This window comes from Amycolatopsis ponsaeliensis, from assembly GCF_030182635.1.
GTDB lineage: Bacteria > Actinomycetota > Actinomycetes > Mycobacteriales > Pseudonocardiaceae > Amycolatopsis > Amycolatopsis ponsaeliensis.
In genome coordinates this window covers 123,302-147,652 of sequence record NZ_JAPZLD010000004.1, presented here as the reverse complement: position 1 = coordinate 147,652, position 24,351 = coordinate 123,302, and the positions used below count along the sequence as shown (strand labels likewise).

The 24,351-nt window shown below is 71.7% G+C and carries 18 protein-coding genes; 5 read left to right on the top strand and 13 right to left on the bottom strand.

All coding sequences use genetic code 11. The features are described from left to right. Nucleotides 1–18: 18 nt before the first annotated feature. The 4 genes from QQ657_RS07950 to QQ657_RS07935 form a co-directional block, all read right to left on the bottom strand. Nucleotides 19–1,053: a hypothetical protein gene (locus QQ657_RS07950; RefSeq protein ID WP_284741437.1), complete on the bottom strand. Its 1,035-nt coding sequence runs from the start codon at nucleotides 1,051–1,053 to the stop codon at nucleotides 19–21. Beyond that, nucleotides 1,050–2,501 (bottom strand): FAD-dependent oxidoreductase, encoded by a 1,452-nt coding sequence (locus tag QQ657_RS07945; RefSeq protein ID WP_284741436.1) that lies wholly within the window; start codon nucleotides 2,499–2,501, stop codon nucleotides 1,050–1,052. Before QQ657_RS07945 ends, QQ657_RS07950 begins: the two co-directional genes overlap by 4 nt. 93 nt (nucleotides 2,502–2,594) lie before the next feature. Further along, nucleotides 2,595–3,530 carry a GNAT family N-acetyltransferase gene (locus QQ657_RS07940; protein ID WP_284741435.1) on the bottom strand — a complete coding sequence of 312 codons (936 nt, stop codon included), beginning with the start codon at nucleotides 3,528–3,530 and terminating at the stop codon, nucleotides 2,595–2,597. 19 nt (nucleotides 3,531–3,549) lie between these two features. Continuing rightward, on the bottom strand, nucleotides 3,550–4,068 hold the full coding sequence (locus tag QQ657_RS07935) for a hypothetical protein (protein ID WP_284741434.1): 519 nt from the start codon (nucleotides 4,066–4,068) through the stop codon (nucleotides 3,550–3,552). Between the two features lie 168 nt (nucleotides 4,069–4,236). Here QQ657_RS07935 and pdxR point away from each other — a divergent pair, with 168 nt between their 5' ends. Continuing rightward, nucleotides 4,237–5,613 carry a MocR-like pyridoxine biosynthesis transcription factor PdxR gene (gene pdxR / locus QQ657_RS07930; protein ID WP_284741433.1) on the top strand — a complete coding sequence of 459 codons (1,377 nt, stop codon included), beginning with the start codon at nucleotides 4,237–4,239 and terminating at the stop codon, nucleotides 5,611–5,613. Between the two features lie 60 nt (nucleotides 5,614–5,673). On the opposite strand, the gene QQ657_RS07925 is transcribed toward pdxR, so the two are convergent. The 3 genes from QQ657_RS07925 to QQ657_RS07915 all read right to left on the bottom strand — a co-directional run bounded on the left by QQ657_RS07925 (nucleotide 5,674) and on the right by QQ657_RS07915 (nucleotide 7,642). Then, complete coding sequence (locus QQ657_RS07925; protein ID WP_284741432.1) at nucleotides 5,674–6,525, bottom strand: NAD-dependent epimerase/dehydratase family protein; 852 nt, start codon at nucleotides 6,523–6,525, stop codon at nucleotides 5,674–5,676. 13 nt (nucleotides 6,526–6,538) lie between these two features. Further along, the gene (locus tag QQ657_RS07920) at nucleotides 6,539–6,940 is read right to left on the bottom strand and encodes a cupin domain-containing protein (RefSeq protein ID WP_284741431.1); all 402 of its coding nucleotides are present in this window, start codon (nucleotides 6,938–6,940) and stop codon (nucleotides 6,539–6,541) included. A gap of 81 nt (nucleotides 6,941–7,021) precedes the next feature. Next, nucleotides 7,022–7,642 carry a hypothetical protein gene (locus QQ657_RS07915; protein WP_284741430.1) on the bottom strand — a complete coding sequence of 207 codons (621 nt, stop codon included), beginning with the start codon at nucleotides 7,640–7,642 and terminating at the stop codon, nucleotides 7,022–7,024. Nucleotides 7,643–7,755: 113 nt separating this feature from the next. Between QQ657_RS07915 and QQ657_RS07910 the strand changes: the two genes are divergently transcribed. Both QQ657_RS07910 and QQ657_RS07905 read left to right on the top strand, forming a co-directional pair. Then, on the top strand, nucleotides 7,756–8,202 hold the full coding sequence (locus QQ657_RS07910) for a hypothetical protein (RefSeq protein ID WP_284741429.1): 447 nt from the start codon (nucleotides 7,756–7,758) through the stop codon (nucleotides 8,200–8,202). Next, nucleotides 8,195–9,319 (top strand): hypothetical protein, encoded by a 1,125-nt coding sequence (locus tag QQ657_RS07905; RefSeq protein WP_284741428.1) that lies wholly within the window; start codon nucleotides 8,195–8,197, stop codon nucleotides 9,317–9,319. The genes QQ657_RS07910 and QQ657_RS07905 overlap by 8 nt, the downstream gene beginning before the upstream one ends. On the opposite strand, the gene QQ657_RS07900 is transcribed toward QQ657_RS07905, so the two are convergent. The 5 genes from QQ657_RS07900 to QQ657_RS07880 form a co-directional block, all read right to left on the bottom strand. Beyond that, nucleotides 9,316–11,736 carry a beta-L-arabinofuranosidase domain-containing protein gene (locus QQ657_RS07900; protein ID WP_284741427.1) on the bottom strand — a complete coding sequence of 807 codons (2,421 nt, stop codon included), beginning with the start codon at nucleotides 11,734–11,736 and terminating at the stop codon, nucleotides 9,316–9,318. The two genes, QQ657_RS07905 and QQ657_RS07900, sit on opposite strands and share 4 nt — an antisense overlap. Next, nucleotides 11,733–14,648 carry a glycosyl hydrolase gene (locus tag QQ657_RS07895; RefSeq protein WP_284741426.1) on the bottom strand — a complete coding sequence of 972 codons (2,916 nt, stop codon included), beginning with the start codon at nucleotides 14,646–14,648 and terminating at the stop codon, nucleotides 11,733–11,735. The genes QQ657_RS07900 and QQ657_RS07895 overlap by 4 nt, the downstream gene beginning before the upstream one ends. Next, nucleotides 14,645–17,965 carry a glycosyl hydrolase gene (locus tag QQ657_RS07890; protein ID WP_284741425.1) on the bottom strand — a complete coding sequence of 1,107 codons (3,321 nt, stop codon included), beginning with the start codon at nucleotides 17,963–17,965 and terminating at the stop codon, nucleotides 14,645–14,647. The genes QQ657_RS07895 and QQ657_RS07890 overlap by 4 nt, the downstream gene beginning before the upstream one ends. An 11-nt stretch (nucleotides 17,966–17,976) precedes the next feature. Continuing rightward, complete coding sequence (locus QQ657_RS07885) at nucleotides 17,977–21,171, bottom strand: family 78 glycoside hydrolase catalytic domain (RefSeq protein WP_284741424.1); 3,195 nt, start codon at nucleotides 21,169–21,171, stop codon at nucleotides 17,977–17,979. A 307-nt stretch (nucleotides 21,172–21,478) separates the two neighbouring features. Continuing rightward, on the bottom strand, nucleotides 21,479–22,348 hold the full coding sequence (locus tag QQ657_RS07880; RefSeq protein WP_284741423.1) for a LysR family transcriptional regulator: 870 nt from the start codon (nucleotides 22,346–22,348) through the stop codon (nucleotides 21,479–21,481). A 69-nt stretch (nucleotides 22,349–22,417) separates the two neighbouring features. Here QQ657_RS07880 and QQ657_RS07875 point away from each other — a divergent pair, with 69 nt between their 5' ends. Continuing rightward, a complete protein-coding gene (locus tag QQ657_RS07875) occupies nucleotides 22,418–23,446 on the top strand; it encodes a nitronate monooxygenase (protein ID WP_284741422.1) in 1,029 nt (342 codons plus the stop codon). A 17-nt stretch (nucleotides 23,447–23,463) separates the two neighbouring features. After that, nucleotides 23,464–23,952: a YybH family protein gene (locus tag QQ657_RS07870; protein ID WP_284741421.1), complete on the top strand. Its 489-nt coding sequence runs from the start codon at nucleotides 23,464–23,466 to the stop codon at nucleotides 23,950–23,952. Here QQ657_RS07870 and QQ657_RS07865 read toward each other — a convergent pair. Further along, nucleotides 23,949–24,323: an STAS domain-containing protein gene (locus tag QQ657_RS07865; RefSeq protein ID WP_284741420.1), complete on the bottom strand. Its 375-nt coding sequence runs from the start codon at nucleotides 24,321–24,323 to the stop codon at nucleotides 23,949–23,951. The genes QQ657_RS07870 and QQ657_RS07865 overlap by 4 nt on opposite strands. Nucleotides 24,324–24,351 lie beyond the last annotated feature (28 nt).

The following is a 24,351-nucleotide window of genomic DNA, read 5'->3' as shown; positions in this document are numbered from 1 at the left end:
CTCCCCGACCGGGCGGGCTCAGACCGGAGCAGGGGCCCGGGCCTTCCGGTACAGCGCGACCAGCACGAGCCCGGCCGCGGCGAAGCACGCGAGCGCATACGGCACGCTCCCGGCCGGGCCGCCGCCGTCCGCGGCGACCCAGAACACCGCCAGCGCTCCCAGGTAGCCGGCGGGATAGATCCGCACGAAAGCGGACTGCGGTGGGCGTTCCGCCCGGTTCGTGACGATGATCCCGATGCCGGCCACCCAGACGAGCGCCAGTTCTACGCCGAGGATCCAGGCCTGGGCGGTGGTGTTCCCGTCGAAGAGGCTCGACGGGATCCCGGCGATCGCCATCGTCGGCGGGGTGAGGACGCCGGCCACCAGGGTCCGCGCCACGAGCGGCCACCCGCGCCGGGGGCCACCGGCCAGCCGCACGACCAGGTAGGTCAGGGCACCGAACGAGACGGACGCGAACAGCAGCATGCTGGTCATCGGCACCGACGCCAGCACCGGGTGGTTGACGATCCGGTTGCCCGGGTTCCAGGCCCACCACTTGAGCCGCGGGCCGAGCTGGTCGAAGACCTCGTAGAACACCTGGCAGACGAAGGCGACGGCCACCGAACCGGCGAACGGTCCCCGGCCGCGGAAGATCCCGAGCGCCCGCACCAGCTCATAGGCGAGCTGGCTGAACGCCGGGTAGAACGCCACGATGTAGAGCGGCAGCCGGTCCGCCATGAACTGCACGGTGAACTCGTTGTGGGCGAAGATGAAGCCGTAGAGCCGGTCGAGGCCGAACCACTCCGGGAAGTACAGCGGCGGCTCGGTGACGAAGAGGTAGACCAGCGAAGCCCACCACAGCGCCAGGTTGACCGGGTCGCCGGCGCGATACCGCCGGACGGCGTGCACCAGCGCGAAGACGGCGCCGCCGACGACGAGCAGTTCGAGCAGCGGCATCGTCCAGTGGGCGAGGGCCCAGGGGAAGCGGACCGAGACGACCGGGGCGACGTCGTGGCAGTCGAAGCCTAGCCCGCGGGTGACGGCCGCGGCGTCCGGCCCGCACGCCGTGGTCATCGCGCGGTCGCCATCGAATAGTCCGTGGCCGGCGGTTCGGCCTGCGGGTCGAACCCGAAGGGCACCCGGTGCCGGCCGAGCGCCGCGCGGACGCGGTAGCGCACGAGCCCCGCGATCACGCGCGGGTTGCGCAGCATCTCCCCCAGCGACTCGTCGAGGTTGAACACCTTGGCGAAGTGCTCGTCGACGACGTCGTCCTCCCGCGCGGCCCCGACGATGAGGCTGAACGCGGGCGCCGAGACGGCCGCGAGGATCCGGCGTTTCCACTCGCGCGGCTTCTCGGTGCCCTCCGCGCATTCGTAGCCCTGGTCGCGGGCCATCGCCAGCCGCCACGGCACGTTCAGCAGCTTGCGTTGCGCGGCAAGGAACTTCGCGGAGAACTTCGCGTCGAGCCGGCCCGCGCGGGCGAGGTGTTCGCGCAGCAGCAGGGCCGAGCCGGCCGCGGAGCTGATGCCCTGGGCGTAGAACGGGTTGAACGCGCAGATCGAGTCGCCGACGAAGACCAGCCCCTTCGGCGGGGTGCGCAGGCGGTCGTAGCGGCGCCACTTGTTGCCGGTCGAGCGGGTGAGGTGGACTTCCGAGGTGGGTGCGCACCGGTCCATCGCGGCGGCGAACATCGGCGTCCGGACGCGGCGGGCCGTCTCGACGAACGCGTCGGTCGTGCGCGGCATGTCCAGGCCCCACGACCCCATGCAGGCGATGACGCGGTTGCCCTCGACCGGGAAGAAGTTGACCAGGTACTCGTGTTCGGCGGGGTGTTCGCCCTTGTCCGGCGTCGGCATGATCACCAGGTGCCGCCACCACCAGGTCGCGGGCCGCGGCGCCGGCAGCTCGTACCAGCGCGAGGTGTAGGTGACCTTGGCGTCGAGCGTCCGGGTCTCCGGCTCGGGCCAGCCCGCGGCGGCCAGCCAGGCGCTGACGGAGGAACCGCGGCCCAGCGCGTCCACGACGAGGTCGGCGTCGACGTGCTCGTCGCCGCCGGAGGTGGTGAAGCCGACGCCGGTGATCCCGCCGTCGCGCGTGGTCAGGCCGGTGACCGCGGTGCCTTCGCGGATTTCGACGTTGGCCAGTTCGCGCACCTTGTCGCGCAGGACGCGTTCGATGAGGATCCGCGAGCTGTAGACCATGGTCATCGCGCTGCGCTTGCGGGCCGACCAGCCTTCGCCGTCGAGGTAGGCGGCGTCCATGGACGGCATCAGGTGCAGCCCGCCGGCGGCGATGAGGTCGGCTTCGAAGCCGCCGAACAGGGCCCCGATCGCGCGCCGGCCCGAGTTGAGGAGGAAGTGCGGGTGCTTGCTCTGCGGCACCCCGCGGCGGTGCTCGGCTCCGGCGGGGAGCTCGTCGCGTTCGAGGACGAGGACCTGGTCGAAGAACGGGGCCAGTGCCCCGGCCGAGCACAGACCGGCGGCACTGCCCCCGAGGACGACGGCGGTCTTGCCGAGCCGCATGCGGATCAACTCCCCACGTCGAATCATACAAAGTGACGACGAATGTATGAATGAGGACGCGTGAGTGTCAAGGCTCCGATCGGCGGTGCGGAGCTAAGGCGCGGGCGAACTCACCCGGAGCACGGTGCCGTCCGGGTCCGCGAGGCGCATCTCGTACATCCCCCACGGCCGCACGAACGGCGGTTCGGCGATGGCGGCTCCGCGTCCGCTCCATTCCCGGAACAGCCGGTCAACCTGCGCCGCCGTGTGGACGTCCAGATGCAGCCGGGTGGGGTGCGCTCCGGCGACCTGGGTCAGCATGACCTGGACGTTGTCCCGCGCGACCAGCGCCGTTCCCGGTTCGGGCGGCTCGTCGTCGGTCAGGAACCGGGCCTGCCGGTCGGACCAGCGCCAGCCCACCTCGAAACCCAGCACGTCCGCGTAGAACCCGAGACTCGCCACCAGATTGGCGACCAGCAGGTTGGGTCGGCAGGCGAAGATCGAGGGCCCCGCGGTGGCACCGCGCCAGTCCTCGGCGAGCAGGCCGAACAGGAGGTCGTCCGTCCACTCCCCCTTGAGCCACGTGTGCCGGCGGCGATGACCCTCCAGGCCGAACCCGAGTCGTTCCAGCAGCCGCGCCGACGCCGTGTTGCGCGCGTCGCACTCCGCGGACACCCGGCGCACGCCCGCGGCGAACACCCGGTCCAGCACGCACCGCGCCGCTTCGGACGCGTAGCCGTTGCCCTGGTGGGCCGCGGCGATCGTGAACCCTGCTTCGGCCTGCATCCGGTTGCCGGCCCAGCAGATCCCGACGTCGCCGATCAGGACGCCGTCGCGCTCCACGGCGTACTGGAACCACCCCGGCTTGCCCTCTTCGGCGGCCGCGAACCCGGCCACGAGCCGCCGGGCGGCCGCCTCCGGGACCGGTGCGTCCCACCCCTGGTAGCGCGCGACCTCGGGATCGGAGCGGTACGCCGCGAACGCCGTCACGTCCCCGGCGGCGAACCGCCGCACGACCAGCCGCTCGGTCCGCACCGGCAGTTCGCTCATCCGCCCAGGTTACGAGCTTTCAGCGCGCCGATCCGTGGGAGCCGCGGATGCGCAGCCCGTCCGACTCGATGATCAGTTCCGTCGGGCAGTCGTTCACCCCGACGCCGGCGAACCGGATCGGCTCGCGGCCGGCGCCCACCAGCGTCGTGGTGCCGTTCTTCTCCTCCACCCGCACCGTCCGCGGCCCCGATCGGGTGTCGAACACGTGCAGGCTGCCGAAAGCGGCCTCGAGGTCCGGCCAGGCTTCGGGCGAGCGGGCGCCGCCCAGGACGACGGACGGCAGCGGCTGCGGCTCCCCGTCGAGGAGGACCTCCATCCGCCCGGATTCGCCCGTGTCGATCCGCAGGCCCGGTTCCTCCTCGTTGTCGAGTGTGAGCTCGACGTACCCGCCGCGAGGAGCCGTTTCGCGGATTTCGAGCTCACCGCCCGGCCGGACCAGGAACTCGGCCGGGTAGCGGGCCACGACGGCCAGGAGCGGGTGGCGAAGGCCGTTGACGATGCGGATCGACTTCACCCGCTGCGCTGTGGTTTCGGTCAACGGACTTACCCTTCGGAGTAGCTGCGAATCGGCAGATCGTACCTCCGGCACTCCCGTCTCCGGCGCACCCCTAGGCATCCCTAGGGGTGATGCGGAGGACGCAACAGATCGGCCACGTGTCCTATTCGGACACCCGGTGCCGCAGAATGGGCCACGGAGGTGACACCGGTGGACAAGCTGGGCATCGACCTGCACCTCGACGTCGGCGAACCGCGGGCGCGGTCGATCGAGTCGGCGCTGCGCGAGGCCGTCACCACCGGCCGGCTGCCTGCCGGGACCCGGCTGCCCGGAACCCGCTCGCTGGCCGAGGATCTGGGGATCGCCCGCGGGACGGTCGTCGCCGCGTATGCCCAGCTGGCCGCCGAGGGGTGGCTGGTCGGCGAAACCGGGTCCGGCACCCGGGTCGCCGACGTCACGCTCCCCCGTGCCCCGCGCGACACCCCGGTGCGCCACGTCATCGACCTGCGCCCCGGCCGGCCGGACCTCAGCCTCTTCCCGCACGGCCAGTGGTCAGCCGCGATGCGGCGTTCGCTGGCCGCGGCGGACGCCGCCGGCCTGGACTACGGCGATCCGGCGGGCTCGCGGGCGCTTCGCGAGGCGGTCGCGACGTACGTCTCCCGGGCTCGCGGCGTGCGTGCCGAAGCCTCGGCCGTGGTGATCACCAGCGGCTTCACGCACGCTCTCGCGGTGCTGGCCCGGGCGTTGCGCGGTTCGGGGACGATCGCGACGGAGGACCCCGGGCTCGCGCACCACCGCCGGCTGATCCACGACGCCGGGCCGGAGACCGCACCGCTGCGCGTCGGCCCGGACGGCGCCGACCCGGCGGACATCCCCGCACGGGCCGGCGCGGTGCTGCTGACACCCGCCCACCAGCACCCGCGCGGGGTGGTGCTGAGCCGGGCGGCGCGTGCCGGGTTCGTCGCGTGGGCTCGTGACCGCGACGGGTACGTCATCGAGGACGACTACGACGGCGAGTTCCGGTACGGCAAGCAGCCGGTCGGGGCGCTGCAGGCTCTCGACCCCGATCGGGTGATCTTCGCGGGGAGCACGAGCAAGACGCTGGCACCCGGGCTGCGGCTCGGCTGGCTGGTCGTCCCGCGGCGGCTCCGGATCCCGGTGCTCGACGCGCTTTCGGCGACCGGGGCCACGGTCGGTGTGCCCGGGCAGCTCGCCCTGGCCGACCTGCTCGACCGCGGCGATTACGACCGGCACGTCCGCCGTGCGCGGGAGCACTACCGGAAGCGGCGGACCGAACTGGCCGCTCGGCTCGCTTCGGTGACGGAGGTCCCGCTCGACGGCGTCCCGGCCGGGTTGCACGCACTTCTGCCGCTCGCCTCGGCGAAGGAAGAGCGGCGGCTGGTCGACGCGGGTCTCGGTGCGGGTGTGCAGCTCGCGGGCGTGCATGCCGCGGGGTACTGGCATTCCGCCCGTGGGGGCAAGGCCGGGCTGATCATCGGCTACGCGACACCGCCCCAGCACGCGTGGCGGCCGGCGCTGGACGCGCTCACCGAGGTGCTCCGCGGTGCGGCCATCACGCCCTGGTGAAGCCATCCCGCCACTGCGCAAAGCGGCACTTTCACGGGGAAAGTGCCGCTTGGGGAGCCGTCAGAGCCGTGTGAAGCCATCCCGCCACGACACGAAGTCCGGCACCCAGCCCAGCTCCTTGCGCGCCCGGGTGTTGTCCGCCCCTCGGGCCCAACCCGTGCGCTCCCCCGCCACCCGGGCCGGTTCCGGTGCACCGACCGCCGAGCAGAACACCGGAACCCACTCGTACCCCGCCGCGGGCTCGGCGTCGCACACGTTGACCGCTCCCGTCGGCCAATCCAGTGCCGCGACCGCCGCCGAGGCCGCGTCGTCGACGTGCACGAAGCTCGACACGTCCGCGTTCGCGGGCAGGGTGCCGGCGAACGCCTGCCGCGCCATCAGAGCCCCGGGCGCGTACCACGTTCCGGGGCCGTACAACGTGCCGTAGCGCAGCACCACCCATTCGGGCAGCTCCGCGACCGCCGTTTCCAGCGACGAGACACCCCCGACCGTCGCGACCCGGTCGGGTGCGCCGTGCAGGTCCAACGGCGTGTCCTCGGCGGCCGGCGCGTCACCCGGCTCGTACGCCCACGAAATGCTCTGCGCGACGATCCGGCGCACACCCGCCGCCTTCGCGGCGTCGACCAGGTTGCGCGTCCCGACCACCCGAACTTTCGCGTTGGCCGCGCGGTCGCCGGCGCCGAGATCGGTGAGCTGGTGGATGACGACGTCCGGCCGCGCGGCCGCCACGGCGTGCGCGAGCGCGGCCGCGTCGTACACGTCACCGACGACGGCCGCCGCCCCCAGCACCTCGAGCTTGCCTGCCGAAGCCGGGTTCCGGGTCAGGCCCACCACTTCGTGGCCCGAGCCGACCAGCGCGGGCACCACCCGGCGGCCCACGGCGCCGGACGCGCCGGCGAGGAAGATCCGCATGTCGTTCTCCCCCTCAGTCCCGCGGCGCGCGACGGCCGGCCCGCTCGGCCAGCTCGTCCGCGTCGACGAACGTCAGCATCTCCTGCCCCGGCGCGCAAATCATCACCACGACGAACCGGCTCCAGCTGCCGGCCAGGTTGTTGGCCGCCTGGTAGTGGATCACGTCGCCGCCGGGCTCCCAGAACGCTTCACCGGCTTTGATCACCCGTTCGGGTTCGCCTTCGAGCTCGAAGATCATCTCGCCTTCGAGCATGTACCCGAAGACGGGCCCGGAGTGCCGGTGCGGCGGGGTGCCCGAGTCGCCGGGCGGCAGCTCGATGGTGGCCGTCATCACGTGCGCACCGTCCGGAATGGACGGAGTCCGCGAGGCCAGCATGGTGAGGACCGAGTTCGTCCTCGGCGGTGCGTCGGTCATGGTTCCACGCTAGGCAGAACCCGGCGGCGCCGGCTGGTCCACTTCCGGCCCGGTGCACTGGACCGGTTCGCGCGGGGGCGGTCAGCGGAGGTACGCGTGCAGCATGGCCGCCGGGTTCCGCCGGTGGTGCGGCTTCCACGGCCCCAGCCCGATTTCCGCGCAGAAGTGGGTTCCCGCGACCAGGTGCGCCGGGCCGTCTTCGGCCAGGGCGCGCACCTCCTCGGCGGCGAGTTCGTAGGCGCGCCTGCTGCCGATGAGGAACAGGGTGTCCGCGGCGAAGGCGTACCTCAGGTGGTCGCGGAAGCCCTGGTGGAAGAACCGCTCGTGGTCGGCCCGCGCCAGGACGGGGAACGGCCGGGGCGGCAGCGTCACGGTGGTCATCGCGGGCGGGGACAGCCGTGACCGCAGCCGCTTCCAGCTCGACACCCGGAACCCGAGGCTGTGGTGCAGCAGCACCAGGTCGAGCTGCCCGCCCGAGCGCAGCGGGAGGTGGATGAGGCTGTGCGGCGAACGCGCGGCCAGCCACCAGGCGACGGCGAGGTCCACGGCCGCGGCCTTGCCGACCGCCAGTTGCGCTCCATGCCGGTACTCCTCGAGCGCGGCGGCCCGGATCGGACGTCGCGGGCGAACCACGCGATAGCCGGCACCGTCGAGCCGCGCGGTGCTGACCGACGCGGGCCACCGCACCCCCGCGAGCCGCATCGCCGTCCTCCTCGTTTCGACTGACGACGAAACGATAGGGGCCGGGGAACGCCCGCGGCCACCGGATTGTCGGAACTCGTAGCCTGGCGGGAGATCTTCTGGAGGGAGCCGTGGTGGCAGCGAACTGGCGAGTGGTGTCCGAGCCGACACCCGGCGTGACCCCGCCGCCGCCCTCCCCGGGCGACCACGACTCGAAACCCGAACCCGAGCCCACTCCCTCGCCCTCCCCCGGGCCGCAGCCGAAACCGGTGCCGCCGTGGGGCAGCGGGCCGGACATCGGCGTCACGCCGCCCTGGCTGCGGCAACGCGCCGACGCCTGTGACGAGACCGCCGTCGCCGTGAACGCCCTGAGTGGTGCGGCCGACGACACCTTCGACCCGCTGGGACGCGCCGCGCCCGGCTGGGACTTCGTCGGCAGCATCGACGACATGCAGTCCCGCTGGGACGGGCTCACCGATCTCCTGCACCGCCGGCTCACCCAAGGCGCGGAGAACTTCCGGCTGAGCGCCGACGCGTACACGAAGACCGACTCGGCGGGCGGGGAGCGGCTCCGTGGTTGATTTCAAGCAGCTCACCGAACTCGACGTCGCCGGGCTGGAGACGTTCGCCGAGCAGTGGGCACAGGTCCACCAGAAGCTCCACCGGATCCGCGACGCCTATGAATCCGCCGTCGTGACACCGCTGGAGGACGGCGACTGGGCCGGCAAGGGCGGTGACGCCGCGACCAAGTACTGCGCCCGCATCCGCTGGGACTTCGACGCCGTCGACGCCGAAGTGAAGGCGCTGCGCAAGTACATCGACGTCGAAGCCGACGGCAGCGAGGGCACCGCGGGACTCAAGGGCCTCGAAGGCCACCGGCGGGCCGTGCTCGACCTGCAGCGGCAGGCGCGTGAGCAGGGCATGACGGTCACCGCCGCGGGCAAGGTCACCTGGGACGACACCCCGGGCGTGTCGCCGGGGTACTTCGACGCGCTCGGCGAGCAGGCCGACATCGCGGACGGCCTGGAGAAGCAGATCCAGGCACATCTCAAGCAGGCCACCGAAATCGACGAGGAGCTCGCCCGCAACCTCAAGGTCGTCTTCGGCACGCAGGACAACTTCGAGACCGAAGACCGCCGTTACGGCGTCCTCCCGCCCACCGAGCACGACCGGCGGGTCTGGAACCAGCTGCACAACGTCGTCCTGCTGGGACTGGTGAAGCAGGGCAACGACCACGCGGCCTGGCTGCTGCAGCACTACCTCGACGGCGACGGCAAGACGGTCGAGGCACCGGTGCAGGACATGCTCGACGACATGCCGTCCTTCCAGGAACAGGTCGACAAGTCCGTCGCCGACGCCGGAAAGGGCCCGGACGGCCCGTTCACGACCGACTGGAAGACGACGGCGCCGGACCTGCAGCGCGACGGCAAGGGCGGCCAGGACTGGTACTACTCGTTCAACCACTTCCAGTACCGGCTGGTCGGCGAGAAGCACGGCGACCAGATCGAGTACCACGTCGAGATCCAGAAGCGCTACGACTGGGGCATCCCGAGCGAGCACCGGCGCGACCTGGAGAAGGACTCACCGGTACTGGACGTCGACTTCGAGCAGGCCGACATCGCCCACCTCAACACGACGGGCAAGGCCCGCGACTTCGACGTCATCGGCAGCTCAGGGCAGAAGACAGCGACCGTCTAGGAACCCGCCAGGGCACGCACCTCCGCGTCCTCCAAGGCCCGCCCGTACAGGCGGAAGTCGGCGACCGCGCCCTTCAGGTACGGATGCTTCGGGTTCTGCGAGCGCCCCAAATAGTTCAGCTGGGTGGCGCCCAGCAGCAACGGGCTCATCAGCGGTGCCGGGTTCACCCCGGTCAGCGAACCGCCGAAGTACAGTCGCAACCCCGTTCCCGCCGTGACCGCCACGTGCGTCCACACCCCCGCCGGGAGCGCGATCGCCGCGTCGACGAAGTCCTCCGTCTCCATGCCGCCCAGCTTCATCGCGCAGCGGGCCACGCCGAGACCCGTGCGCGGGGTCAGGAACAGGTACGACTGCGCGTTGAACCCCAGGTCGAACACCCGCGCCGAGTTGACGATCGTGTCCGGGCGGACCCACATCGACACCGTCAGCTCGGTCAGGTTCGCCGGCAACCCCGGGGCCAGCCGCACGTGCCCGGTGACGCCGTCCAGCTCGATGCCCCGCTCCCCCGCCACCGCGCCGCCGGCGAGCACCGCGTCCGGCCAGCGGTGCGTCGACTCCGCCAGGTTCGCGCCGAGCGGGTACACCGCCACGGTCTTCGGCGCGGGCCGGGCCGGTGGCGAAGCGAGGTAGACGCTGTAGTGCTCGTGCTGGACGTCCAGGAACGGGCTCAGCCGCAGCCGCTCCGCGCCCGCCCGGACACTGAACTCGGCCCGGCCGGGCTCGCGCCGCAGCGTGCGCGGATCCACCGTCGGGATCACCGGCGGCACCGACGATCCGTGCCGGGCCGCGAGCACCAGCGGTCCGTACGTCAGCGCCGACACCGCGGGGTTGTCCGGCGCCGGCAGCCACCGCGGGGTCATCGGCAGGTGCAGCTCGACGACGTCGCCCTTGCGCCACCGCCGCCGGATCGTCGCGAACCGGCCCGGCGTCGCGGCGACCGGCTCACGGTTGACGGTCAAGCGGGGATGGGAAACCCACGAAGGGATCCGGACGCGCAGGGCGAAAGTACCGGAACCGTCGACGCGCAGCCGGACCGTTTCGTCGTACGGGTACTCGGTCTCCAGCCGGATCGAGGCGCCACGGAAGTCCACTGTGGACGGGATGAACAGGTTGACGTACAGCGTGTCGCCCGAGGCGAAATAGATGTTCTCCGCGTACTTGACGTGGGTTTCCAGGCCGGTGCCGTGGTCGCAGGTGAAGTTGCCGTAGTCGCTGCTGTACGTGCCGGGATCGGACGCTACGCCCTGCTTGCCCTGCCGTTGCGTCCCCGGAGTCAGCCCGGTGTAGTACGTGACGAACCCGTGCGCGGAGTCCGGGTCCTGCTCGCCCAGCAACTGGTTAAGCAGCGTCCACTCGTAGTGGTCGAGGTATTCGGTGCGGTCCGGGTCCTGCAGGAACAGCAACCGGCCGAGCTTGAGCATGTTGTAGCTGTTGCAGTTCTCGCAGGTGTTCTCGCCGAGCTGGCTGACGACCTGGTCGGGCGGGCCGAAGAACTCCGCGTTGGCGTTGCCGCCGATGACGTAGCTGTGGTGGTGCACGACCTGGTCCCAGAAGTACGTCGCGATCGTGCGGTAGCGCTGCTCGCCCGTCACGTCGTACTCCGCCGCCGCGCCGACGATCTTCGCGATGTCGGTGTTGGCGTGCCGCCCCGCGAGGGTGTCCTGGCGGGCGGAAAGGGGCGTGAAGATCTCGTCGTGGTCGAAGCGGCGGGCCAGGGTGAGGTGCAGCGGGTCTTTGGTGATGGCGTACAGGTTGGCCAAGGCTTCGTTCATCCCGCCGAACTCGGTGTGCAGGACTTTCTGCATGGCGTCGCGGGACAGCGGTGCCGTGCGCCCGTCGATCCAGCGGGCGATACCGCGGGCGACGTCGAGGGCCCCGGCGGTGCCGAGCAGCCGGTGCTGGTCCAGGAGCCCGGCGAGGATCTTGTGGATCGTGTAGTACGGCGCCCAGACGGACTTCCCGGCTTCGAGGTTGACGAAGTCCGACTCCGGGAACGCCGAGAGGTAACCGGACGGCGCCTGGCACTTCGCCAGCTCGGCCACCAGTCGCGCGCTCTTCGCGGCCAGCTCGGTGTCTCCCGTGTTCGCGGCCGCCAGGGCGAGGCCGGACAGCAGGTGCCCGGTGGTGTGGCCGCGCAGCTGGATGTCGGGTGCTTCCCAGCCGCCGCACGGCTCGGCCGAAGTGGGCAGGCCGGCGGTCAGCCGGAAGGTGTGCAGCAGCCGGTCGAGGTCGACGAACTTCAGGTATGCGACGGTCCGCCGCATGTTCGCGAGGTACCGGCTCTCCAAGAGTCGGACGCCGCCGAGCGCGACGGGCCGCACCGGAGCCGCCGTCGATGTCGACGCCTCCCAGGGGACGACGGCCGCCAAGCCGAGTGCGGCGCCGAGGCTGAGCGCGGTGCGCCGGGTGACGTTCATCGGATCTCCTCCTGGCGGTACGGCAGCAGGCGCACTGGGCCGACCAGCCCGTAGGCCTGCCGGGCCGCGATCGCGAACACCTCCGGACGGCTCACGCGGAGCCGGTTGTTCAGCGTGGTGGCGACTTCCACCTCGATGCTGTTGCGCCCGGACCGCAGCCAGCGGCCGACGTCCACCACCGTGTCGAGCACGTCCGACGGCAGCAGCGCGGTGCCGTTGACCCGCACCCGGTAGGTGTCGAACACCTCCCCGAGGTCGAGGTACGCGCCCAGGTCGCGGTCCCAGCGGCCGAGGTCGACGGTCGTGCGGTAACGACCGACGCCCGAAACGTCTTCGAGTCCGGGGATCGACGGCCACGCCGCGAGCGCCGTCAGCGAGAACTTCCGTTTCGGTTTGAGCGTGGCCGTCGGGGTCGCGCCCGGCTGCCAGTCCTCGACTTCGAGGTCCCAAGTGGACAAAGCGATCGGCGCAGGTGGAGCGGCGACCGACGTCCGCGCGACCCGGCCGGTGGACAACGTCGTCGAGTACGTGCCCGCCGCCGAGGCTCGCACCACGAGCTTGCCGTCGAGGTAACGCACCTCGGGCGCGTCCGTCGCCACAGCGCTCGGGCCACGGTCACCGCGCCCGAGCGCGATGATCACCGGCTGCCCCGGGTTCAACGACACCGACACCCGGACTTTGGTGCCGGAGCGAGCGAACACGCCGAGCCGTTCGGTCTCGCCGGTCCACACGTTGAGCACGAACGGCACAGCGTCCCGGTCCTGAGCGGTCAGCCACACCTCCTGCGTGACGGCGGTGATCTTGCGGTTCTCGGCGTGCCGGGCGTTGCAGAGGTAGTAGTAGTCGGTGTCGCCGTCGATGCGGTGCACGCTCATCACCGTGGACGGGTCGTGCTCCACATCGCGCGTGACGCCCAGCTCGGCGAGCGCGGCCGGGATGCCCGTGGCGTCGGCGACGACACGAACCGTAGACTGCGCGAGCAACGCCGTGATCAGCGAGCGAAGCCGGTCGTTCTCCCCCGGCTGCGCGATGCCCTCGGCGTGAACATCGGACGTCCAGGTGCCGATGACGATCGTCGGCAATCCCCCGCGAGCGAAGTCCACCAAACGCTGGGCCGCGGGTACGGAGAGCGTGTGCTCGCTGCCGTGGAACTGGTCGCCACCGAGGATCATCGCCTTGTACGCGGGCCCGTCGGGCGCCAAGCGGCCGTGCCGGACCACGGCGCTGGGCAGCTCCAGGACCGCTCCGCTGAGGAAGCCGTGGGTCCAGCCGGCCGGGATGCCGTCGTTGGTCGCCCACGGCGCGCCGATCCCGGTGGACGTCCAGCCCTTCTGTCGGTAGAACGCGATATCGACCTGCGGTTTTCCGGTGCGCAGCACCAGTTGCGTGCGGGCGAACCAGCCGGCGATGTCCGGCACGTGCCCCCACGTCGGCTGCCGCGGGCCCCACGCCTCGGCGTACCCGATGCCGTTGCCGTTGTACGGCGAGAAAGCCGCGAACCCGGGCCACTGCGCGCCGGGCGCCATCGCGTAGGCGAACCCGTGCAGCACGGCCTGGTTGACGCCGCCCGCGAACACGCTGCCCATCGTCTGCAGCACCTTGTCCCAGGTGGTGTTGTACGCGCCGTTCGCGTACGCCGCGGACTCGCACGACAGCAGCTTCCGCCCACCCATGTCGCGCCCGGATGCCAGCACCCGGTAGTCGTCGAGGTTTTTGAACCCCAGCGACTCGCTTTCCGGCACGTCCAGCAGCGCGGCGCTGCGGATGGCGTCGGTCTGCAGGCCGTACGGCTGGACGCGCAGGGTCATCCCGAGCCGGTGCGCGAAGTCCCGTACCGGGATCAGGTGGTTCTCGTGGTAGAGATCCGAGAGCACCTGGTTGTAGTCGTCACGCACGTGGTTCGACGTGTCGGCGTCGAACGCGAACAGGTACTTGCCCTTGCGTTGCACGACGACCGGCAGGTACGGCAGCAGGTCATAGCCGGCCCGGCGACGGAACTCGGCCAGGAAGGACGGCGTCCAGATGGTCGCGTCGGTCTCGATCTCCAGGGAATCCTCGAACAGGTCGCCGCCGACGTCCTTCAGCAGGCTCCGGATGGCGTGGGTGAGGATCGTCGAGTTCCACTCGTCGAGGACGACGCGAGTGCCCGCCGCGCTGAAGTGGTCCACGACATACGCGAGCGGCATGGTGTGCGGGCCCGCTTCCGGCTGCTGCGCCGAGCCGCGGGCCCAGTACGCGAACAGCATCCAGGTCCCCGAAGGCGCGGTCCAGTCGATCTGTCCGTTGTGGACGTCCACTGTGCGCACCGACGCCCGATCCAGCGTCACCGTGGCCGCGGTCGGCGAACCGATCACCAAAGCGGCCTGGACCGCGATCAGGTCCTGTTTGCCCACACCGTCTTCGGCGGGCACCACCGCGGCCGGCGGCGGGCCGGTGTAGCTGCCGACGACCGTGACGACGCCGTGAGCCAGTTCCTTGCTCGCCGCGACGTCGTCGGGCGTGATGGTCGGGACCGCCGTCGGCCAGCAGGGGCCCATCGCAAGGTCGACGGTCAGCCCGCGCGCCTTCGCCCGGCGCAACGCCGTCTCCACCGCCGCGAGCCACGCGGGCGTGCCCCAGCCGTAGTGCTCCGGGTCCATCACCGTCTGGACGCTGTGGTGGACGTCCTGGATCTCGACCCCGCCGAACCCGGCGTCGGCGATCTGGTCCACCTCGCGGGCGATCTCGCCGAGGTCGACCAGGCCGTGCGGCCACCACCAGCGGAACTTGGCCGCGGTCGAGGCATCGGGCTTGGCGAACTGCCGGGCGAAGGACTTCCCGCCCGAGGCGAGGGCGGGCGGGGCCCACGAGAGGGTCGCGCCCACGCCGAGTGCCGCGCCGACCGTGAGGACCGTGCGTCTGCTGACTGTCATCGGGTGGCCTCCAGCCGGGCGGTGACGGCGGCCTGCGGGCGCAGCGCGACCGGGCCGACAAGGCCCGACGGCAGGATCTTGTTGCGCTCGTTGGCCAGGGTGTTGGTGACGCGGACGCTGATCGTGTTCACCCCGGCGTGCAACGCCTTCGTGGCGTCCACTGTGTACGGATGCCAGAGCGCGGCGGGCAGTTCGGTGCCGTTCACGGTCGCCGTGGCGAGGTCGTGCACTTCGCCGAGGTCGAGCACGAGCTTGCGCTTCGCGAGGTCGGCGGCCGTGAGTGTCACCGTCGTGGTGTAGACGGCGCTGCCGGAGAACGTCGGCGCGAACGTGGTCCAGGAGCCGAGCGGACGTTCGGTGGCAACGGCGCCGTCCTGTTCCAGCCGGACGGTCCACGGCCCGCTCAGCGCGATCGGCGTCAGCGAGTCGGTGACCTGCACGGTGCCGCGGTAGGTGCGGCCGTTCGCCTGCCCGGTGAGCGTGTAGCTGCCGGACGCCGTCGCGGTGACGGCTGCCTGAAGGTCGCGCCCGGCCTGGGAAACCGAACTCGCGGGCAGGGTGCCGTCGGTCAGGTGTGCGGTGTCGTGGACGCCCTTGCGGAACACCACGCCCAAAGTCTCGTACGGCTGGAGCGTCACTGGAACACCGGTGGTCCGGCCCGTCGTGTACGCCGTGGCGACCTTCGCCGTGCCGGTGCGCGGGTCCCAGATCTCGGGCGTGCCGTCGACCGGGAACGTCACCGTCGTGGTGACGACCGCGTCACTCTCGTTGTTCAGCAGGAACGCCGTGTCGGCACCACGGCCGGTACGCGACACCCGGACGGCGTCCGCCGCGGGCTGCAGCCGCGCCGCGCCGTCCCCGGCGTTCTGCGCCAGGGCCGCGATCGTGTTCACGTCGGTCACCAAAGCGACCGCACCGGCTCCACGCCGGGCCCACGAAGCGCCCGCACCACCGAAAAGTGAACGCAGCTCACGCGCCAGATCGGCGTCGCGGCCGGTCGCCTCCCGCATCGGCAGCGGGCCGACCGCGACGACGTGCCCGCCGGTCTGGACGAACTTCGCCAGCGACCGCGCGGTCGCGAGGTCGAGCACCGGCGTGCGCGGCAGCACCGCGAGCTGGTAGCCCGCCTGGCCGACTCGGAGGGTCCCGCCGCGCGAGACGGCCTGGAACCGCGCGGCCGGGTCGCCGGACAGCGACGAGTCGCTCAGCAAGTCGAAGTCGACCTGCCCGCGTTCCAGCGCGTACGCCGTGGCCGAGAAGTCGGCGTCGAGCTGGTGCGAAGAATCGGACACCCGGGTCTGCTCGGCGGCCCGTTGCGGCTGGACCAAAGCGGTCCGGGCGAGGTTGGTGCCCCGGCCCAGTTCCATCACGCGGCCGATCCACGCGTCGACGTCGGGCATGTCCTCCCAGAACGTGCTGCGCGGCCCGAACGGCGGCGCGAACGTCACGGAGGTCTCGTCGGTGTACATCGCGTGCAGGAAGGTGAGGTTGACGCCGCGGGTGGCCAGCGCGCCGACGGTGGCGTGCATGTAGTCCGGCGCCACCTGCCAGCCGGCGTTGCCGAAGGTCTCCATCAGCGTCCGCGGCGCACCGCTCTGGTGGGCGGCCGAGGAAGCGTTGCGGCCCAACGTGGTCTGCTGGCCGGCGGTGTAGTCGGTGGTGATCATGTCGCTGCCGGGGACCTGCGCCCACTGGTTGTCCTTGGACAGGTCGCCGGTGGAGTTCATCCGCTGCTGCGGGCTCTGCTCGTCGAGCAGCGGGTTGGAGATCAGCTTCAGGCCGTGCTTCGCCATCCAGTCGGCTTCGCGCTTGTAGTAGCTGGTGGAGAACAGGTTGTCCACGGCCCGCCAGTACGTCCCGGCGGCCTGGTCGGCGACGGTGTCGAGGCCGTCGGCCGCCGCGGTGTAGGCGACGCCGGGGGTGCCGCCGGCCGCGCGGACGGCGTCGGCGAGCCCGGGCGAAGACGGCAGGCGCTTGAACGGGTGCGGCTGCGCGGACGCGATGAACGGCTCGTCGTCCCAGAACCCGGGGACCACCGTGCCCATCGCCCACGGGAAGCGGCGTGCGTACTCCTCGGGCGCGATGCTCAGGAAGGCGTCCGTCGCGTGCGGGTCGAGGAGGTCGAGGTAGCCACGTGTGTAGCCGCTGGAGTCGTCCTGCAGGAGGACCTGCGAGTAGACGTCGACCTGCCAGCGGCCCGCGGGCACCTGCCAGGTGCCGCCCTTGAGTTCGACGGCGGCGTTGGTGCCCACCGGCCGCGCGGCCGCCGCCGTGACCCCGGCGAGGTTGACGCGGTTCTGTGGGAAGTCCGCGAGCGCGGTGGCGTTGTCGAAGGTGGACGTCCACAGCTTGGTGGCGTCCGGCGCGGTGACGGTCAGGTCGTCCCACAGTGAACGTTGCGTACCCTCGGCCGACACCGCCGCGGCGCCGGTCGGGAAGCTCGCGTCGGTGGCGGCGGGCTGCACGGTGTTGTTGATCTTCGGGGTGATCGTGTTCCCGGAGACCGTGACGTTGATCGTCTGCACGTGAGTAGGGGTGAAGCCCGGGGTGTTGACGCCGGTGGTCAGCCGAGTCCTATTCGAACCATCCACTTTGTACACACTCGCCGCGCCCTTCGCGTCCACGTCCACGAGGTAGCCGTGGGTGCCGTCCGAGCGCACCGCCAGCTGGACGCCCCCGGCGGTCAGCGTGACCTTGCCGCTGACGGTGTAGTCGGTCCAGCCGGCGCCGGGCGTCAGCGGGGCCATGCCCGGCTTGGTGGCCGGGTCGACGACCAGCTTGCCGGTGTCCACGCTGAGCCCCGACGTCTCGGCGAGCGGCAGCGTCGTGGGCCCGTCGACGATCCGGGTCGAGCGCAGCAGGCCCTTCAGCCGCAGGTCCGGGCGCGCGGGAATGCTGCGGTTGCCGAGGGTGCCGCCGTTGACGACGTAGTTCGCGCCGCGGCCGCTCGGGAAGTTGTTGTCGTTGAACAGCCACATCTTCATGCCGGTGCGCTGCGCCTCGCGCAGCACGTGCCCGACGAGCGTGAACCAGTCCTCGCTGAGGAACACCGGCTTCATCGAGTCGCCGCCGAGCGGGAAGATGACCGCCTCGTACACGCCTTTCGCGCGCATCTCGGCCATCTGCTGGTCGGTGATGTCACTGGTGATGGTGTTGTTCCAGTACCAGTAGATCGCCGGGCTGCTGTCCTTCGGCGGGTGCGCGAAGGCGGCCGGGTCGAAGCCGGGGTCGTGCCCGGCGGTCGCCGGAGTCGCCGAGGTGGCCAGGCTCAGGGCGGTGGCCGCCGCGAGCACCAGGGACGTCAGTGTCCTGCGCATGGGATTTCCCTTCAGCCGCGCGGAATGGGTTGCCGGAAAGTGTGGGTGCCCGAGCCGACGCGGAAGACGGCGTCGCCCTGCGGCAGGTGCACTTCGGCCGTGCTGCCGGACGGGACGGTGACGGTCAGCCGGTACTCGCGGTCGGACTTCGTCCACGCCGTGCTGACGCGGCCCTGCGGGCTCTCGTAACTGCCGGACGCGGACGTCAGGTCGCCGACGACCGCCGGGTCGATCACCAGGTCGCGGAAGCCCACCGAACCGGCCGCCTGTCCGATGCCGGTCAGCCGCGTGGTGAGCCAGCCGTCCATCGCGCCGAGCATGAAGTGGTCCTGCGACTGGCCGCTGCCGCCGTCCCACGTCTCGCCGAGTGCGGTCAGCCCGGCCTGCACCTGGTGGCCCAGGCTGGGGCTGGTGGTCTGCGTGGCGATCCGGTAGACGACGTCGTCGCGGCCCGAAGCCGACAGCACCCGCAGCACGGACGGGAACGAGATCTCCCCCATCACCAGGTGCCAGCCCGCGGCCTCGATGGTGTCGACCAGGTGCTGGGTCTGCCCGGCCCGCAGCTCGGCGGGCACGGCACCCATGTCGAGCGCGAGGGCCGTCGCGCCCTGACCACCGCCGCCGAACAGCCCGGTAGCGGAGTTGTAGTACTTGGCCCACACGGCTTTCGCCAGGGCATCGGCCTGCGCGCGATAGGCCGTGGCGTCCTGGCCGAGCGCCGTCGCCACCTTCGCGAGCCCGTCGGCGACCGCCCAGACGCCGAAGCTGCTGGGGATCGCGCGCGGCATCGCCGGGGTCTCGGTGGTGATCCAGTCGCCGAGGCCGTAGTCGTACACGCCGTCGACCCACCGCGCGGTCTGGCCCTGCAGGTAGCCGAGGTAGCGCCGCATCGCCGGGTAGTACTGCGCGAGCAATTCCTTGTCGCCGTAGGTCTGGTACGCCTTGAGCGGCACCTGGACCAGCGCGCCGCCCCAGTTGGGATCGTCGCGGTAGGAGCCGGCGAGCGTCACGTGGTCCGGCACGGTGCTGGGCACCAGGCCGCTCGCTTCCTGTCCGTCGGCCATGTCCGCGACGATCTTGCCGAGGTAGGCTTCGACGTCGTAGTTGCGGGCGAGCGCGTCGAACGCGAGGTGGTCCTGCTCCAGCCAGCCGAGCTTCTCGCGGCTCGGGCAGTCGGTGAGGATGCTCTGCATGTTGTTCTCGACGGCGGCACGGGTGAGCCGGTGGATGCCGTCGAGGGTCGCGTCGGAGGAGTCGAAGTCACCGGCGGAGTCGTTGTCCGCCATCACGCGCAGGCCCGCGACCGAGAGCTGCGCGCCGTCCGGGACGCCGACCACCTCGAGGTAGCGGAAGCCGTGGTAGGTGAAGTCCGGGTGCCAGGTCTGCTTGCCGCCCTTGCTCGTGAAGCTGTCCCAGATCGGTGCGCCGACGTTGCTGATGGACTGGTCCACGTGGCCGTCACGCAGTGCTTCGGCCGGGTAGATCCGCATCGACGTCCCGGCGGGCGCGGTGAGCGTCACCTGCGGCAGGCCGGCGATGTTGCGGCCCAGGTCGTAGACCCGGATGCCGGGAGCGGGACGTGAGATTTCCTTGCCGGGCAACTGTTCCACGACCCGGACGGGCTCGGTCTGGCGCGCGGTCAGCTTCGCCGTGCTCGTCGCGGGCACCGCCGGCGACCAGGTGCGGCGGTCGGTGCCGGGCTGGTCCCAGCCGGGGATTTCACGGCGGGCGTCGTAGTCCTCGCCGCCGTACCACTGGGAAACGGTGGTGGCGCCGAGCGTGGTGCGCCAGCTGGAATCGGTGCCGATCCGCTGCACACTGCCGTCTGTTAGCGTTAACTCCAGCTGCGCGACGACTTGCGGGTCGCTCGCTGTGCGTGCGAACTTCCGGTAGCGGCCGGAGGTGTGCAGCGCGTCCGCGGTGCCGTCGCCGACGGCGATGCCGATCGTGTTGGCGCCGCCGCGAACCTGCTTCGTGACGTCGTAAGCGGCGTAGGTGACGCGGTCGGCGTAGTCGCTGTCGCCGGGCTCCAGGACGGCGTCGCCGACGCGGTTTCCGTTGATACTGGGCACGTAGACGCCCAGGCCGCTGACGTACAGGCGAGCGCTCGCGACCCGGCCGCGCACGGAGAAGTCCTTGGCGAACAACGGAAGCGCCGGTGGCAGCCAGGTGGCGGGCACGGGCTCGCCGGTCACGGTCTTCGCGACGGTGAACGGCCCGGCGACGGCGGTCGCGGTCTGCACGGTGTAGTCGACCGGGAAGTTCGCGGTCCGGCCGTCGGCGGTGAGGGTGTCGGTGCGCGGGTAGAGCACGACCTGGTCGAAGGTGCGCGCGGCACCGAGGTCGACGGTGAGCCAGACGTCGGCGTCCGCGCTGGTGTGCGCGGCGCTCTGGTAGCCCGCGTTCCCGGCGTCCTCGGGGTTGGACGTCGTGAGGCCGTCGGCGACCAGGCCGGGTTCCCACTCCTTGCGCACGGTCTGGGTTTCCGACGCGGTCACGTACTTCTGGCGGCCGTCGGCGAAGTTCACGCCCGGGTCGGCCGAGTCGCGCACCTGCAGCTCGGCCAGCTGCAGCCGGTAGGTCAGGTCGGGGAAGCGGCGGGTGTCGCCGGTGGTGACCATGCGGTTCTGGCTGTCGAGGGGCTGTTCGGCCAGGGGCAGCCCGAGCTTGGTGACGTCGAGCTTCACGAACTGGGCGGTCTGCGGCGGGAGCGTGACGACCACCGGCTGGGCGGGCTTGGCGCCGAGCTGCCACTGACTGTTCGTGACCCACCCCGCGGACCAGTCGTTCTGGTTCGTGAGCCCGGTTTCGAACCAGGACGGCGTGCTCCAGGCCGAGGGAACGGTCCCGGACCAGACGCGGACCCGCCAGTAGACGCGCTGGCGGCTGCCGAGGGTGCGGCCGGCGTAGTCGAGGTCGGCGGCGGCGCCGGCGACGCGGCCGGTGTCCCAGAGGTCGGGGTGGGCCAGGCGTGCTTCCGAGGTGGCGGCCTGGACTTCGTAGGCGGTCTGGTCGCGGGCGGTCGTCCGCCAGCTCAGCTCGGGGGTGGTGTCGTCCGTCCCCAGTGGCCGGTCGAGGTGGTTCGCGCGGAGGTCGGTGGCGAAGAAGAGGCGGTTGCCGAGTTCGGGTTCGGCTCCGGCGGGCGTGGCGGTGCCGAGAACGAGCAGCGGGACGAGGGCGAGGAGACGGCGGGATCTGTGACGCACGGCAGCTCCTGGGACGGCCGGTGGGGACGGCCTGGATTCGACGATGAATCGTTTCAAGTCAGCGATCTGTAACTGCGGCTTCGACAAGGAGGGGAAGTGTTCGGAATCCGGCGAGGTGACCCTGCCTCAGCGGGCCGGCCGCCCTCAAACTGGCGGGTAACAACGCTTCGGGTCGGGATGCAGAACGAGAAGGGGCGTGCGGCCCGGCTTCTGTCGCTTCATCGCGATCTCCGAATTGAAAGGTTTCACAAGCAAGACGGCAGTGACGCTACCTTGCGCCCGAAGCGGAAGTCAATGACGAGCGCCTTCACCCGGCCTCGTCGTCGTGCACCGCGATCTCGACGAACCGCCGCAGCAGCGCCTCGTGGACGTGCGGGAGGAACACCAGCGTCACCGGGCTCGGCGGGGCGCCGCGCAGCGGGACGAACCGCACCGCCGGGTGGATGTTGCGCCGCATCGCCACCTCGGTGGCGATGCCGATCCCGCGGTCGGCGGCGACGCTCTCGATCCACTCGTCGAAGTTGGCCGTCTCCACGATCGTCTCCGGCCGCTCGTCCGGCGGCCAGGACCACGGCCCGGTCGTGCCGCTCACGATGTTCACCACCAGCGGCCACCGCGGCACCTCGTGCCACGCCAGCTCCGTCCGGCCGGCCAGCGCCGACCGCACCGAACACGCCGCGACGCGGACCTCGTCGAACAGGTGCACCATGCGCAGCGCGGACGACCGCACCGGCCCGCGCACCACGGCGAGATCGACCTTGCCCTGCTGGAGGGCGGCGAGCGGGTCGTCGGTGCGCACCAGGTCGACGGTCCGGCCGGTGTCCCGCTCGAACCGCGTGACCGTCCGCTGCGCCCACGGGTCCGGCAGCAGCCAGCTGAACCCCAGCCGGACGTTCGACGCCCGGCGGACGGCGCCGAACCCGCGTTCCAGCTCCGCGAAGGCCCGCTCGACGTGGGCCAGCAGGGTCTCCCCCGCGGCGGTCAGCTCGACGTGCCGGGTGTCGCGGTCGAACAGCGTGACGCCCAAGGCGTCCTCCAGCTGCCGGACCGTGCGGCTCAACGCGGGCTGGGTGATCGCGAGGTCGCCCGCCGCCCCGGTGAACGACCTCAGCCGCGCGACCGCCTCGAAGCTCCGCAGGTGCCGCAGCTCCACCCGGCCCGACGACAGCTCGCTCATGCCTGGGAAGCATAGATGCACCCCAGCAGGCATTTCTCCGCCGGCCGCGCGCTGCCTAGCCTCGAACTCATGAACACCAAGCTGGACGCGCTCGGGCTCTCCTCGCCGATCCTCGCGGCCCCCATGGCCGGCGGCGCGACGACACCCCGGCTCGTCATCGCGGCCGCGGCGGCCGGCGGGGCCGGGCTGCTGGCCGGCGGCTATCGGACCCCCGAAGCGCTGGCGCGGCAGATCGCCGAGGTGCGGGCCGCGTCCGTCCCGTTCGGGGTGAACCTGTTCGCGCCCAACCCGGTGCCGATCGACCCCGCCACGTACGCCGCCTACGCCCGCCGGCTCCAGCCGGAGGCCGACCGCTACGACCTCGACCTGGCCGGCATCCCCCGCACCGAGGACGACGACGGCTGGCGCGACAAGATCGACCTGCTGCTCGACGCGCCGGTCCCGGTGGTCACCTTCACCTTCGGCCTCCCGGATCCGGCGGTGGCCGAGGCACTCCGCGCGGCGGGCACGCTCGTCGGCCAGACGGTCACCTCCCCCGACGAGGCCCGCCGGGCCGCGAACGCCGACTTCCTCGTCGTGCAGGCCTCCTCGGCCGGCGGGCATTCGGGCACGCTCACCCCGGGGTGGACACCGGCGGACATCCCGCTCGGCGAGCTCGTCCACGCCGTCGGCCGGGTGTCCGGGCTCCCCCTCGTCGCGGCCGGCGGGATCGCGACCGCCGACGCCGTGGCCGACGCGCTGCGAGCCGGTGCCGTGGCCGCCATGGTCGGCACCGTGCTCCTGCGCTCCGACGAGAGCGGGGCGTCCAAGACGCATCAGGCCGCGCTCGCGGATCCGCCCGGGGACCGCCGGACGGTCGTCACCCGCGCGTTCACCGGCCGGCCCGCCCGCGCGCTGGCCAACGCGTTCACCCGCCGCTACGACCGGCTCGCGCCGGCGGGTTATCCGGCGCTCCACCACCTGACCGGTCCGCTGCGCAAGGCGGCGGCCGCCGCGGGCGACGCGGACCGGCTCCACCTGTGGGCGGGCACCGGGTTCCGGCACGCGTCCGCCGAACCCGCGGCGGCCATCCTCGGCCGGCTCGTCACGAACCTCTGACCCAGGAAGGCATTCCGATGATCGAACTCGTCGACTACCAGTTCGGCCCGCAGGCACGAGCGCGGCTGGCCGAAGCCCGCGACCCGGGCCGGGCAGGCGCGGTCGCTGCGCTGGAAACCTTCTACCACGCCCTCAACCGCCGCGACCTCGACGCGCTGTCCGCCGTGTGGTCGCAGGACGAGCTGGCGCAGCTGAACAACCCGGTGGGCGGCATCCTCCGCTCCGGCGCGGCGGTCACCGGCCTGTACCGCCGCATCTTCGCCGGCGACCTCCGCCTGACCGTCACGTTCGCCGACGCGGTCACCTACTGGTGGGCGGACGCGGTCGTGTTCGCCGGCCGCGAGCTCGGCCAGTACCACGACCGCGACGGAGCCACGGTCCCGCTGACGATCCGCACCTCGCGGGTGTTCGGGTACGACGCGGGACAGTGGCGGCAGGTCCACCACCACGGCAGCATCGACCACCCCGAAGAGCTTGCGGCGTACCAGAAGGCCGTCCGCGGCTAGCGGTCCGGAAGCGCCTCGGCCAGGGTGCCGACGACGGCCAGTGCCCCGTTCAAGCCGGTCAGCTTCAAGGCCCGCCCGACGGTGCTGCGCTCGGGGGTCACGACCCGGAGCCGGGCGGTGTCCCCGACGTCGCGGTGGGCCTTGAGCAGGACGGTCATCCCGACGGAAGCGAGGAAGGAGACCCCGGTCAGGTCGATCACCAGCAACGCCGGCCCGCGGCCCAAGGCCGCCGCGATCGCGGTTTCCAGGATCCCGGCGCTGAGCAGGTCGACCTCACCGGACACCACCAGCACCTCGGCACCGGCATCGACCCGGCGCGCCTCCACGTGCAGCAGATCCTGGGGCCGCACCCGGCCCCCGTCAGCGGTCACCTTCACCTCCGGTTTCCTCGGCCGAAGC